This is a genomic window from Priestia sp. AB (assembly GCF_028369225.1).
Classification (GTDB): Bacteria; Bacillota; Bacilli; order Bacillales; family Bacillaceae_H; genus Priestia; species Priestia megaterium.
The window spans coordinates 201,414-216,245 of the sequence record NZ_JAQMYN010000002.1; the positions used below are offsets into that span (position 1 = coordinate 201,414).

At 37.6% G+C, this 14,832-nt stretch carries 10 protein-coding genes; 2 read left to right on the top strand and 8 right to left on the bottom strand.

Features of this window, described 5'->3' with window-relative positions:
* Positions 1-42 precede the first annotated feature (42 nt).
* The 6 genes from POF52_RS07280 to POF52_RS07305 all read right to left on the bottom strand — a co-directional run bounded on the left by POF52_RS07280 (position 43) and on the right by POF52_RS07305 (position 8,649).
* Complete coding sequence (locus tag POF52_RS07280) at positions 43-1,608, bottom strand: glycoside hydrolase family 32 protein (RefSeq protein ID WP_271991423.1); 1,566 nt, start codon at positions 1,606-1,608, stop codon at positions 43-45.
* Positions 1,609-1,704: 96 nt separating this feature from the next.
* The gene (locus tag POF52_RS07285) at positions 1,705-3,159 is read right to left on the bottom strand and encodes a glycoside hydrolase family 68 protein (protein ID WP_271991426.1); all 1,455 of its coding nucleotides are present in this window, start codon (positions 3,157-3,159) and stop codon (positions 1,705-1,707) included.
* Positions 3,160-3,746: 587 nt separating this feature from the next.
* A complete protein-coding gene (gene ggt / locus POF52_RS07290) occupies positions 3,747-5,435 on the bottom strand; it encodes a gamma-glutamyltransferase (protein WP_271991429.1) in 1,689 nt (562 codons plus the stop codon).
* A gap of 230 nt (positions 5,436-5,665) precedes the next feature.
* A complete protein-coding gene (locus POF52_RS07295) occupies positions 5,666-6,382 on the bottom strand; it encodes a YjjG family noncanonical pyrimidine nucleotidase (protein ID WP_271991431.1) in 717 nt (238 codons plus the stop codon).
* Positions 6,383-6,418: 36 nt separating this feature from the next.
* A complete protein-coding gene (locus tag POF52_RS07300; RefSeq protein WP_016763575.1) occupies positions 6,419-7,111 on the bottom strand; it encodes a Crp/Fnr family transcriptional regulator in 693 nt (230 codons plus the stop codon).
* Between the two features lie 164 nt (positions 7,112-7,275).
* Entirely contained in the window at positions 7,276-8,649 is a 1,374-nt protein-coding gene (locus POF52_RS07305; protein ID WP_271991436.1) for an amino acid permease, read from the bottom strand.
* 289 nt (positions 8,650-8,938) lie between these two features.
* On the opposite strand from POF52_RS07305, the gene POF52_RS07310 reads away from it, so the two are divergent.
* Positions 8,939-9,553, top strand: coding sequence for a LysE family translocator (locus POF52_RS07310; RefSeq protein ID WP_016763573.1), 615 nt, complete (start codon positions 8,939-8,941; stop codon positions 9,551-9,553).
* A gap of 186 nt (positions 9,554-9,739) precedes the next feature.
* A complete protein-coding gene (locus POF52_RS07315) occupies positions 9,740-10,882 on the top strand; it encodes a SpoIIE family protein phosphatase (RefSeq protein WP_016763572.1) in 1,143 nt (380 codons plus the stop codon).
* A gap of 32 nt (positions 10,883-10,914) precedes the next feature.
* Here POF52_RS07315 and POF52_RS07320 read toward each other — a convergent pair whose 3' ends face one another.
* Together POF52_RS07320 and POF52_RS07325 are read right to left on the bottom strand one after the other, a co-directional pair.
* Complete coding sequence (locus POF52_RS07320) at positions 10,915-11,769, bottom strand: CheR family methyltransferase (protein WP_016763571.1); 855 nt, start codon at positions 11,767-11,769, stop codon at positions 10,915-10,917.
* Between the two features lie 18 nt (positions 11,770-11,787).
* On the bottom strand, positions 11,788-14,541 hold the full coding sequence (locus tag POF52_RS07325; RefSeq protein ID WP_176583783.1) for a CHASE3 domain-containing protein: 2,754 nt from the start codon (positions 14,539-14,541) through the stop codon (positions 11,788-11,790).
* Positions 14,542-14,832: the final 291 nt, after the last annotated feature.

Genomic DNA, 14,832 nt, shown 5'->3' on the forward strand with positions numbered 1-14,832 from the left:
AATAAGGCGATATTCTGCTCCTTCTTTTTAAAAGTAGGGAAATTACTGAAGAGAGCGAAGATGTTTGATTTCTATATTTTTAAAGAGAGACGTTCCTCCTTGAGAGAAAAGCGTAATTCCTTGGTCGTTGTGACGCGGAAACACTTCGCTAGAATGCACGGTTTTTCCATCATCAACAAAGACTTCAATGCTTGTTTTATCTACCAATATCTTCAAATGAACATTCTTCTTGCCTGCATTAAAGTAATCACGGCTTTCCACATACTTTTTGCTTTGATCAGGCTGATTGCTATAGCTTCTGTTCACATATGAGACGTTATCTTTTGCAAAAATGCCCACATCAATGTGCCGCTTTTGATCTGCGGACTCTCGAAGTCGTAAGCCTACATTTTCTGCATCTGACCATGAAATATCTGTATCAAGCTGATAAGCTTCACCTTTTATCTTTAACTTTTTCTCTCCGTTTACTTCTACTTGTTCAACAGAGTTTGTTGAATCAGTTAGCTGATTTAATTCTTCGACAGGCTTTGATAACAGGCTGTACTGATCGTCGTCTTGTTTTGAAAGCGTAATTTCACGGGTTACTGAATCGAAGCCGTTAAACCCTTCTTTCATCGTTGGCGTCTTATCTGGATAATCCCAGTTGTTCATCCATGCAAAAGCGTAGCGTTTTTCTAAGGAATCTTTATTTTTACCGTCTTCAAACGTGACTCCTCCGTACCAATCGAAGCCATGATCGAGCCATTGCGGCTCGTCCATATCGGGAGTGAATGTTGTTCCATCGTAATTTCCTGTCCAATAAGCATAGGTGTTTGGCTTTCCGCTTTCTTTTCCATTTGCACTTGTCCCGAGAACCCACTTAACTGTCCCGTCATCTGCCTTCATTTGAAAAAGATCTGGACATTCGGTAGTGCCAATATCTTTAGTTACAAATCCTCCCGTATACGTCCAATCCTTTAGATTAGAAGATTCATAAAATCCGATTTTTTCACCTTCTGACATGACGAGAACCCACTTGTCATGTTCATTATCCCATATGACTTTGGGATCTCTAAAATCTTTGGTGCCTGGATTAGGCATGATAGGATTTTTGCTATACGATTTAAAGGTTTTTCCTCTATCGGTACTATACCATAGATACTGTTCTTGCTTTTGTCCATCGGCAGAAGGCTGGGTCATAATCGCTACAATTGCGTCTTTACCAAAGCCTGCTGTGTTATCTTTATCCTCTACAACGGATCCGGACCATATATCGCCATTTTTATTTGTATACTTTGGAATAGCTACTCCTTCATCTTTCCAATGAACCAAATCTTTAGACGTTGCATGTCGCCATTCCGTCCCGTTCCCTTTAGGATAATCATGATTATATAAGTAATAGTAATGATATTTCCCGTCAAAATAAATGGGCTTTTGAGGATCATTTTTCCATTTATCAGGCGTACTAAAGTGATACACCGGGCGATAAGTGGATTCACTTTTATTCTCTTTTTCTTTTCCTTGGTCTTTTGTATCCTCTTTTTTGGATACGGCTGCTATAATGAGTCCGGCTATTACAACTAAAACAACGGCAAGCGTTATCCATTTATAAGCACCTTTTTTCTTCAAACAAACCCCACCTTTCTCTTTTTTATCTACATCGAATAAAACAAAAGAAAATGGTGATTACAATCACCATTTTCTTTTGTTGCTATTGCAAAGCGCTCAGTCTTCATCTACTGTTAACTGACCTTGCTCAAGAACACTATCTTTTACAACAGATGTTTTTGAACCTTCAATGTTCACTAAGAAGCTTGGTGCAAATGTAGAGTGGTTGTCTTCATAAAAGCCTCTATTTGTCATGTAGCTTGTAATAACGACATTATCGCCTTTTGTTTGAGGTACAGCAAAGTGAGAATACGTAAATGTTTTATCATTAGGATCTAAATCCATATGAAGAACTAATCCTGTATCATTTAAAGGCTTATATTTTCCTGTTAACGTATTTGAAACATAGCCTAGCATATACACATCATCTTGTCCGATTCCATCAATCGTCATTTTAGATCCGCGAGAATCGGTGAACAAGTACCATTTTCCATCTTTTTTGAAAATGTTTGCACGTTCAATTTCGTCTGTAACTGTGTTTGATGTAATAAGTGGCTTCATTACTTTTTTGAGCGTATAGTCATCATTTAACTCAATAATGCCCAAAGCCCCGTTTGCTAAAGAAGCTTTTTCTTTATTAGATCCTTCAAGAAGCTTTTTCTTTTCAGATTGGAAGAAAGGATTGTTTCCTCCGTAGTATGCTCTGTTATATAGAGAGTCTTCGCCTTGATAGCCATCTTCTGTTCCTGTGTTAGCTTCGAAAACAAGGTACTTATGTCCGTTGTCTTCTATATAATGAGGATCTCTTAGCGTATGGTTATCCCCTGTGTCATAACCGCCTTCATCAATAAACTGCTGAACCGTTTGATAAATCTTTCCGTCACCGTCAAAGATTGACTTGTAATCTTCTACTCCATCAACTTTTAACGTATTATCGTTTGGCTGAGACATGTTCACTTGAGCTGTCGTTAACGTTTGTTTTCCGTATTGTTTACCTGAATAATCCGTGTAGAACAAACGAACTTTACCATCTTTTGTTAACGTGGCAGAACCAGACCATTCTTGTGTTTGATTTTTAAGATGCGGGTCATTCGGAACGAATTTATCGCTGTCTTTAAACACTCTTCCAGCGTTTTTCCAGCTGTCAATTGATTTGTCTCCAGCTTTTTTATAGAAAAGATAAACAGACGTGTCATTCGAATCTTTTGGATCACCTGCTAGGGCAAACACAATTTGATATCCATGATAAGTCGCTACTGTTCCATCAGCATTTTGTAATGGCCAGCTGTCCCATACATCTAAGTCAATTGTATTTCCTGATGCATTTTTTCCTTTAGCAGAAGCAATGTTTTTAATAGTTGATTCATCAAAAGCAGGAACTTTAAACTGATCACTGTTTTGCTGCTGTGGAATTTTCACCATATTATCGCGAGTAATATGCGAAATTCCGTAGCTATTATTAAAGTCTTTGCTGTCGTTTCCTTTAGCAAATGTTTGATATCCCCCGCCTACTAGTAGGGCTGCAGCCAATGTAGCAGCAGTTGTATGCTTAGCAACTCGTTTCATTTTCATATGTTTTCTCCTTTTGTGTTAGTAAAGAATATAAATTTATTAATTCAGTTAGCTATCAAAAATCCGAAAACAGAACCGGTTCCGTTCAACCAAAAGATTACTTGGATAAATGACGAAAGTCAAACATGCCAAATGTAGCTATTTCTCATTTTTATCTTTTTCATTGAGCTGTAACTAGGACCAAAGTTTACGTGTAAGAGCCTTTTTTATGTAACCGTTTTTCCAACAAAAGTGTACGACTTTTTTACATTTCAAACCACGATTTCCAGACGTTGCGTTTGATACTTTCTACATGATTAAACACTTTATCTTTCCAGCATTGAAAACGCTATTCCGTTTTTTATACTTTCCGACCATTCTGTTTTTATCAATCTCTTGAAAAATCAGTACCTTTTTTTTATTAGCCGGACATGAAAACGTTCTAATCTTTTTCCTTTCTAAAGATTAGGATGATAATAATAAAGGTCTAAAGTATGTTTTCAGAAAAAAATATTCCTTCTTTTTACCTACTCATTTTTATCTTTTTTAATGCATTATACGCTCTCCCTTTTGTAAAAAGAGAGAGCGTATAATGCATTTTTTGAATATTAAGAGTCTAAACCAGTTGCTTTTCCTTCACGGCTGGAATCAGCTGCTCCAAATAAACGGCCGGTTTCTTTATCAATTTGAATACCTTGAACATTTCCGATTGGGAATGGCTCATCTCCAAAATTAAACCCCATGGCTTCTAGCTCTCCTTTTGCATTCATATCCACTCCGGCTTCCCAACCGATAAGTGATCCTGTACTATTAAAAATTCTTGGTTCTTCAATGGCTTCTTTTATATCCATTCCATAGTCTAAGACATTAATAAGCGTTTGAAATACAGACCCTACAATCGTTGGTCCGCCTGGAGACCCTAAAGTGAGTACAGGTTCACTGTCTTTAAAAACGATGGTTGGGCTTTTACAGCTAACCGGACGCTTTCCTGCATCCGCTTGATTTAACCCTCCAGGAATAGCATCAAAATCAGTAAGCTCGTTGTTGAGTAAAAATCCATGGTCTTTAACCATAATTCCTGTACCAAAAGGATGTTCCACAGTTGATGTACAAGCGACAATATTGCCCCAGCGGTCAACTACCGTGAAGTGAGTTGTTTCACTAAGCTCACGTTCAGGTTCATAAGGCTGACGCACAACGTTCACTTTTTGGCCTTTCTCATAATCCCACGGGTTGCCAAAATCAACTTTCTCATTTTTATGCTTCCAATTAATTAATTTTTGACGTTCCTTTATATATTCGTCATTTAAAAGTCCTTTTAATGGAATGTCACTGTAGGCTGGATCTCCAGAGAATGCAATTTTATCTGAAAATGCAATGCGCATAGCTTCTGCAAACAAATAATACTTTTCCCAAGATTTCACGTCGTACTGAGACACATCAAAGTCCTCTAATAGCTTTAAGATTTGCAGCACGGTGGCTCCTCCTGCACTAGGCATGTTAGAAGAAGCAATTCGGTATCCTTTATAATCTCCCCACACGGGCTCATCGATCTTAATCTCGTATTCTTTCAAATCCGACAGTTCCATAAAACCGCCGTGCTCTTTTATCGTTGAAATAATGGCTTCTGCAATTTCACCTTCATAAAAAGCCTCGATACCTTTTTCTTGAAGAATGCGGAATGTTTTAGCAAGATCTTTTTTATTAATCATATCTCCTTCTTGCATAGGCTTGCCGTTTGGGGAATATAGCTGCTTAGCATGTTCTCCTAGTCGGTAGGCATATGTTTTTAAAATATCTCCAAGCACCCAGTTTGTTTCCACACCTGCTTCTGCTGCTTGGGCAGCCGGTTCAATTAATTCAGCAAGGGGTTTTGTTCCATATTCTTTACGAGCTGCTTCCATCGCCTTTAAAATCCCTGGAATTCCAATTGCCGTTGCATGAGTAGAACGCTTTCTAAACGGAATAACTTCTTTATTTTCATCAAGAAACATTTCAGGATAAGCTGCTTTAGGAGCCTGAGAATGCCCGTCAAAAATTTTAGTTGTTTTGCTTTCATTGTGGTATACCATAAAAAAGCCGCTGCCTCCAATACCGGTCATCATCGGTTCTCCAACATTGAGCCCAAACTGAACGGCAATTGCTGCATCAATTGCATTGCCTCCAGCTCTTAGTACCTGTTCTCCGGCGTCGGTTGCAATTGGATGAGCACTGGCTACCATTCCTGTTTTTCCAACCGCTGTTTCTCTTCTATATGAACTCTTTCTTGAACGAGATAAACTTTTGCCATTAATCATCTTTTACGACCTCCTAGTTACTTACTTTATCTGGGATATTGGTAAAATACCCTATTGCTTTTGAGATAAAACTGTTTAAATTTGTATTGATTACTTTAACCACCCTATTTATAGACCAATATCCCTAGCAGATTTTAAGCCTTTGAAAGCCGTAAAATAGAAAAAGTGCCAACCCTTTTTGTTTAAAGAAAAGGTTAGCACTTTTTGCGTTTTCTAACGTTTATACACTTTTACACTTGTACCGAAGCTACTTCATTATTTACGTTCAGCAGGATATAAAGCTCTTGAAGCCTTCCTAGTTCATAGGTAGAATTCCAATTTGTATCATTCTTTTTTTTCTGCGGATTAAACCAGCACGTATCAATACCGGCTAGCTGCCCGCCTTGAATGTCTGCACTCAAAGAATCTCCAATAATTAATGTTTCATGTACGGACAACTCTGTTATACGTGAAAAAACATAATCAAAATATTCCTTCATAGGCTTTTGAAAGCCCGTATCTTCTGAAACAAATACTTCTTTAAAATAAGGATATAGACCTGAGTCCTGAAGGCGTTTATATTGCGTAGCCGATACGCCATTTGTAACAACATATAACTCATAGTGACAGCTCAGGTTTTTAATTACCTCAAATGCTCCGTCAATTAGCTGATGGCCATTGTTCAAATAGGTTCGGTACTCTGCTTCAAGTAGCTTTCCGTCTTTTTCTATTCCATATTCTTTACATAGAGTAGAAAAGCGAGTATTTACAACTTGCTCACGGCTTATTTTATTTTCTTCAAAAGCTGTCCATAACCCCTGGTTTATCAAACTATAACGTTTTTTGCTTTCCTCAGTCAACGGAATATCGTGGTTAGCAAAAAGAAGCTGTAAAGCCTGCTCTTCGGTTGCGTTAAAATCTAAAAGCGTATTATCAATGTCAAATAGAAGCGTTCGGTATGTTTTCATTCTTCTCTCTCTCCTTCAACTAATCTATTACTTTGTCTACTCGTATATATTGTCGTTTGCTAGACAGCTCAGTTTTTCTTTATCTTTAAGAATAATGGAGCCTTTCTTTTTTTCAATAACTCCTTGCGCTACGAATTTCTGAAGGACACGATTTAAATGCCGGTAAGTCGTTCCGATTAAATTAGCTATATCTTTTAGGCTTTCTGTTTTTTGGTTCATAACCAAATGTGATTCTTCACAAAAAATAGAGAGCAAGTAGCTAGCCAGCCGCACTTCAACTGGGTACATTAAATTAAAGCTTAGCGAGTTCGATTTTGCGCAAAACTTTTTTGTGAGCATTTCCAGTAAAAACGTCAGCAGCTGTGGATCATTGCTCGCATGCTGCTTTAATCGTTTGTATGATATACCGATAACAACTAAAGGTGAAACGGCTTCAACCGTATTCATAATATCAACATCTTGTACATACTCAATATCGCCTATTACTTCAAGGGGCTGCTTAAAGGAAAGAACAAGCGTCTTGCCTTCGGGCGATATGGTATAAACTTTAACCTTGCCTTTCACCAATATGTACAAACAGTGAGACGCGTCTCCTTGAGAACAAAGACGTTCTCCTGCCTCAACATCATACAGTGACAAATGCGGTAGTAACTCTTTTTTGAAAACCGACTCTAATTTATAAGTATTTATATACTCCATCAGCTGTTTCTCACTCGTAATTTCCCTCATGTTTTCCTCTCCATCATAACGGTTTCTTTTATTAAACAATAACATTTCCTAAAATAAAAAGGACATATGTCTCAAATAAATTTTTACGTTATATTCATAGCTCACTTTCAAGATAAATATATACATAAAAAGACTCTAGCTTGTTCGCTTAGAGTCTTTTTTTGCTAAACGCTATTTTTATTTCTACCGTATCCAACGTAAATAAAGACGCCAATCAGCATCCAGCCGATTGAATACATCCACGTTTTCATTGATAAGTTGAACATAAGAAAGATACAGCAAAGAATAGCAATAATCGGAATAAATGGTACAAAAGGTACTTTGAAACCGCGCTTTAGGTTAGGCTGAGTTTTTCGCAGAACCAAAATCGAAAATGAAACGGCAGCAAACGTGACAATCGCTAGCATATTCGCTAAATCTGCCAGCTGTTTTAAATCAACAAAACCAGCTACAACAGCGCCTAACGCGCCCACAAGCCATGTGGATATGACAGGTTCGCTGTTTTTTCGGTTTACTTTCGCAAAAAGAGACGGCAATAATCCATCATGGCTCATTGACATCAGTATGCGAGGCACGACAAACAAATAAGCAAATACGACGGCCATAATACCAATAACCGCTCCTATAGATAAAATGAGCGCTGCCCATTCTTGTCCTACACTATTGAGCGCATATGACAACGCATCGCCTACGTTTAGCTCTTTATAAGAAACCATTCCCGTTAATACTAATGCAATTACTACGTAAATGACTGCACAAACACTTAGTGCAATCAAAATGCCTAGCGGCAAGTTTCTTTGCGGATTTTTCACTTCTTCTGCCGAAGTAGAAATGGCATCAAATCCGTTATATGCAAAAAAGACGGAAGCTGCGCCTGCAAAGATTCCTTTCACACCAAAAGGAGTAAATGGGTGCCAGTTATTTGTATGAATAAAAAAGACGCCGACGGCTACAAATAACAGAACAATACCTATCTTGATTAAAACCATTAAGTTATTTATTTTTTTACTTTCTTTTACCCCTCTTGTTAATAAAAACGACATGCACAGGACAATAAATACCGCAGGAAGATTAATAATACCTCCACCGCTTGGTATGGCCGTGAACGATTCAGGAAGTCTAATACCAAATTCAGTAAGCACATTATTCACATAAGATGACCATCCGCCCGCTACGGAAGCTAAAGATACCGTATAGCATCCTACGATGGACCATCCTATCAAATGCGCTACAAATTTTCCTAGTGAAACATATATGTATGTATATGCGCCTCCCGAACTTGGAATAGCTGAACCAAATTCTGCATAACACAGCGCAACAAGAATACAGGCTACTGCAGAAATAACAAAGGAAATGGAGACCGAGGGCCCTGCATCCCTCGCGGCAACTAACCCTGCTATAACCAGAACTCCTGTCCCAATGGTTGCTCCTACTCCCATCAAAATCACATCAAATAACCCTAGTGTCTTAGTTGATTCTTTTGCCGCATTTTCCTCTAATAGCTTGTTAACATCTTTTTTTGCAAACAGATTACTCATGATGACTAACCTCTCTTCATCTCATTACGAATGACTACTTTTTAGTGGTAGATCTTTCTATATATGTAACAGTGAATTATTTTACTACATTTAATTTTCTGTGTAAAATAATTTAGTTTTTTAACTTTTTAATGATTAAAATAAATTTGCTAGTGATGTTTTTTATAACATCATTATGATGTAACCGAACAGACTAAAAATATGTGTTAACAACTTTCTCAAAATTGGCTTCATTCACGATTGCTTTTGTACTATACTAAAGAAAAACTTCTTAGGAGCAACTTAAAAGATGAACTTATTTTATTTTCTAAAGGGGTTAGTGATCGGCTTTTCCGTTGCTGCACCCGTCGGTCCCATCGGTATTTTATGCATTAATCGCACGTTATCTAAAGGGAGATTGCATGGGTTTGTATCCGGGCTGGGGGCAGCTACAGCAGATGCTCTTTATGGATGCATCGCTGCGTTTGGCCTAACGTTCATTACAACCTTTTTACTAACCCAAAAGATTTGGCTTCAGCTGATTGGAGGATTATTTTTATGTTATTTAGGTGTACAAACTTTTCGTTCTCAACCTGCAGAGCACGCTGCTGCTGCTAAAGGAGAAGGTTTGCTTCGTTCTTATACATCCGTTCTTTTTTTAACGGTTACGAATCCAATGACGATCTTATTTTTTATTGGCGTGTTTTCTGGTGTAGGCATTAGTAAATCAGCATTTGATGTTGCTTCTGCGTTGACAATGGTTGCAGGCGTATTTTTAGGATCGGCCTGCTGGTGGCTTTCGCTCAGTTTTGCTATTAGTCTTGCCCGGTCGAAGTTTACGAATAACAGCTTGATTTGGGTAAATCATATTTCGGGAGCGGTTGTACTGACTTTCGGGATATTTGCGTTATACAAGTTGCTATAAAAAGTAATTTATCTCCTTTTCTGGGGACAAGTTGCTTTTTAAATAGAAAAGAATAATCTTAAAAAATACCCTAAACGCTGTGTTTTCTGTATAATAGATAAATAGAAAAACAGAAAAAGTATAAAAAATGCTTGAAAACTACATATTCAATCATTAGTCTTCAAACATAATAAGGGGAAATAAAGCATGACCATTCTTCTAGTAGATGACAATCAAGTCAATCTATTTGTGATTGAAAAAATTTTAAAAGGCGCTGGCTACGATAACTGTGTGTCTCTTACGTCTGCCCATGCCCTTTTTGACTATCTTAACCTGGACGATGAGAACTCAAAAACGAATTCGGTCGATTTAATTTTACTTGATATTATGATGCCCGAAATCGATGGAATCGAAGCCTGCAGGCGAATCCAGCAGGTAGAACGCTTAAAACATATTCCAATTATCTTTGTCACAGCTCTAGAAGACAGCAGCAAATTAGTAGAAGCTCTAGACGCCGGTGGAACAGATTACGTCACAAAGCCGATCAATAAAGTGGAACTGCTGGCTCGTATGCGGGTAGCCTTACGCCTTAAAGCAGAAATTGACTGGCACACGGAACATGAAAAGAAAATTCAAACTGAGTTAGATTTAGCTACGCACGTACAGCAAAACTTACTTAGTCCCCCTTTACGAGAGAAAGATATTCAAATGGAAGTTTCTTATTATCCTTCTTTTAAATTAGCAGGTGATATGTACTATTGGCACAAAATTGACGAGCATCGGTACGGAATTATTCTTTTTGATATGATGGGGCACGGCATCTCTGCCTCACTTGTTTGTATGTTTATTTCGTCTGTGCTCAGAGAAGCTATCAAGTCCCTCGTAGACCCTGAGCAGGTTATTACAGAGTTGAATCGCTACATGGAATTATTGCACAGCGAAAAAGATGAAATCCCTTACTATTTCACTGCTATTTATTTAGTGATTGATACGGAAGCTAAGACAGTAGAATATGTGAATGCCGGGCATCCAGAAGGTTATATGTTAGTGGATGAACATATGCTCGTTCCTCTTCAACGAGGAAGCTGCCCTGTAGGGTTTTTTGAAGAAATGGACGTTCAGAAATCTGTTGTCAGCTTTGAGAACGATGTGCAAATTTTGCTATTTACAGACGGAGCTCTTGAATCAATGGGCCCTTGCGAAAATGAATCTGCTCTTCGTCTTCAAAAGCTTACTGAACAAAAATGGACAAATCCGCAGACATTTATGAATGAAATTTTTTCAGAAGAACAAAAGTTAAATCAGCCTGATGACATGTGCGTGCTTATGATTCAAGCACAAGCACAATAAAGAAAGACCTCACCAATGAGGTCTTTCTTTTTTTATTGCTTTTGATAAATGCGCTCGTTCCCTGCAAACTCGATATAAGAAGCTCCTCCTTCAGCAAAGCGAAGCGTTTCTTTATCACCAAGCCCAAGAAATCCTTTTGCACACAGGCTTTCTGAAAATAAATTATACACTTGATTTTGCAGCTGAGCTGTAAAATAAATAAGGACGTTTCGACAAATGATGACGTGAAATTCATTAAATGACTGATCCGTGACTAAATTATGCTGAGCAAAGATAATATTTTTTAACAGCGACGGATGAAAATATGCATAGTGATGGTCCGTCTGATAATATTCTGAGAAGGCGTTCTTTCCACCGGCTTGAATATAATTTTTTGTATATGACTTCATTTTACGTAAAGAAAAAGCACCTTGTTTTGCTTTTTCTAATACATCTTCGTTCATATCGGTTGCGTAAATGACCGTTTTATCCATTAACCCTTCTTCTTCTAAAAGAATCGCCATAGAAAATACCTCTTCGCCCGTTGCACAGCCAGCGTGCCAAATGCGAATTTCTGGATAATCCTTTAATACCGGAATCACTTTTGTGCGAAATGCTTTAAAAAAGCTTGGATCACGAAACATCTCTGTTACATTTATCGAAAAATCATTTAAAAGCTGATTCATAAATTCTTCTTCATGAATCGCTTTTTCTAACAATCGAGATACAGTTGGAATACGTTCAATTTTCATTCGATTATAGACCCGGCGACAGATAGAAGATTTAGCGTACTGTCTGAAATCGAATCCTGTTAATCGATAAATAGCCGTCAGCAGTAAATCAATCTCTAAATCTGTTTTTTTATTCATAACTAAGTCTTCACTTAAATCTAGGTGCTTCATATCCATTTATGTTTCATACCCCGCTTAATTTACTAGCCATACACGCATAACGGAGAACAGCTGATTTAAATCTAAAGGTTTGCTGATATAATCTGATGCTCCAGCTTCCAAGCATTTTTCACGATCATTTTTCATCGCTTTAGCGGTTAATGCAATAATAGGCAAATCAACAAGCTTTAGCTCTCCTCTAATTTTCTGCATCGCTTCATATCCGTCCATTTGCGGCATCATAATATCCATTAAAATGAGATCAAATGGTTCACTATTCTTCATCATTTCAAGACACTCTATTCCGTTATGAGCTGTCATAATGGTCATACCTTGTTTAGCTAGCGCAGTTTTTAAGGCAAAGATGTTGCGCTGGTCATCATCTACGATAAGCACTCGCTTATCCTGAAACACATTTTCATCATCTTGCAATGAAGGTTCAACTGGTTGTACAGGATGGTCAATTTCAGTTATTTCTGCTTCAGGTTCAGCTTCTTCTACAGATACTGCTACTTCTTCATATGCAAAATTTACTTTTTCATAGTCAACAAGACCGTTAGAGAGACTAGGAAGATAGAGTGTAAACGTACTTCCTTTTCCTACTTCACTGCTTAGGGAAATCCAGCCGCCCAATAATTTTGCAAACTCACTGCAAATAGATAAGCCAAGTCCCGTTCCTCCGTACTTGCGAACCGTAGCTCCATCCGCCTGCTGAAACGCTTCAAAAATAAGCTGATGCTTTTCTTTTGGTATACCAATCCCTGTATCAGCTACAGCTATTTCTAGCCAGCAATCCGTATCCACTGTACGCATAGCTGTTGTAAGACGATGGTCAGCTACTCGTTGAATGGATACTGTGACAGATCCCGATTCCGTAAATTTAAATGCATTTGATAAAAGATTTTTCACAATTTGCTGGAATCTCTTTTCATCTGTGTGAATGATGTCCGGTACATCTTGTGCTTTATTAATTTTTAATTGTACTTTTTTCTGTTCAGCAACGTGGCTGAAATTACGTTCAATTTGATCTGGAAGCTCACTCATATTCATCTCAGCAAGCAAGACATCTAGTTTTCCAGACTCTACTTTTGATAAATCCAAGATGTCGTTGATTAACGCCAACAAGTCTTTTCCTGAAGAATGGATAATACGAGCATATTCTTCTTCATCTTCAGATAGCGTTTTAGCCGCATTTTCCTCAAGCATTTCAGACAGAATAAGAATGCTATTAAGCGGTGTTCGAAGCTCGTGCGACATATTAGCAAGGAATTCAGATTTGTATTGAGAATTCAATTCCAGCTGATGCGCTTTTTCTTCTAAATCTTCTTTTGCAGCCTCTAATTCAAACGATTTTTCTTCTGCATCTTTTGTTCTTTCTTCTAGCTGTTCATTAATCATACGCAGCTCTTCAGACTGCATTTGCAGTTCTTCTGATTGTGTTTGAAGTTCTTCAGACTGAGCCTGGAGCTCTTCTGTCATCGCCTGAGATTCTTTTAATAGACGGGCAACTTCCATACGTCTGATTACACCATTGATAGTGAGACCAAACGTTTCAATCACTTGACTAATAAGTTCTTGCTCTAAAACTGTAAATTCGTGCAGCGATGCCAGCTCGATAACTGCAATTACTTCATCTTCAAACAAGACGGGTACAATAAAAATACTCTTAGGTTTTACGTCTCCTAATCCTGAAGCAATGAGCTGGTATGTGTCAGGTACATCGTTTATGACAAGGGTTCTTTTTTCTAAAGCAGCTTGTCCAATAAGCCCTTCGCCTATTAAAAAGCTCTCTCTTCCCGCGTCGCCTTTTCTATCTGCAAAAGCAGCTTGTTTGACGAATAGATCTCCTTTATCATTTTCTTCTCGAACATAAAATGCTCCGAAAGAAGCTCCTGTCATTTCTGAAACCGTAAAGAGAAATTTTTCCGCAAGCTTGTCTACAGATGCTATGCCTTGGTACATCGTTACAGCATGAGCAATGTTCGTTTGCAGCCAGTTTCGCTCTTCAATATTTTCTAACAACGCGTTCGTGGCTATCCCTAAATCTTTAATTTCATCATTAGATCGAACTTTAATTCTTCCTTTTAACTCGCCTTTTGAAGCCGTAATTCGTTTGATCGTTTGCGTAACTTCTTTAATCGTATTCACAATGGAATTGGACAAAACAATAGCAATAGCAAGTGAAATAAGCGTAACAAATAACAGCAAACCGTAAAGTCCAATTTTAATTTTTTGATTTTTCTCGTCTAACTCTGTTGCTCTTGTTTCAGTCGATTTTTTCTCTACATTTCTAAAAGAAGTAAACTGGCTGCGTATATCATCCATATACTGGCGCCCAGGATCTTTCTCAAAAAACTGCTGAAGCTCTTTTGTATTATTTTCTTTTTTTAATGCAATGGTTGGTTCACCAGCGGCTTCAATCCAGTCTTGAATGCTTCCTTTAATCTTCTCCAGTTTCTCCTGCTGATTTGGATTATTATTTAGAAGCTGATACAGTGCATTATAATCTTTTTCCCAACTTGATGCTGCGCTGTTATAAGGTTCTAAGTAACTCGCTTCTCCTGTAATAATATAGCCTCTTTGTCCGGTTTCCATATCGAGCAGGTGTTTTTCAATTCGATTGGTCAGATCATGCACTTCAATATCATGATCAATGATAAAATTTCGTTCTTTTTGCAAAGATGAAATTTGACTGTTTAAAACAATAAATGCAATAAATAAACAGACAATAACAATTAAATATCCAATAATAATTTTGGATTTGATGCCAAACCTCATTTTCTTTTCCATAATGTTCCTACTTTCATTCTAGATATTCTTCTAGAAGCATTCGAAAAACATGTTTATTTTTGCCGCTGGACAATTTTACTTTCAGTACACACTCTCCACTCCATCTTCCTTTACTTGATAGGGCTGCTCTCTTTTTCCTATCAATTCAACATTCCTATTATACACTCTATTTTTGTACAGAAGAATATTTATTGTACAAGAGGGAAAGATTAATTTTCCAGTTTGGAAATATCTATTTTCAAGCTGTCTATAAAAATAGGCCCATGCTGTTAAAAGCATGAGCCTATCTTA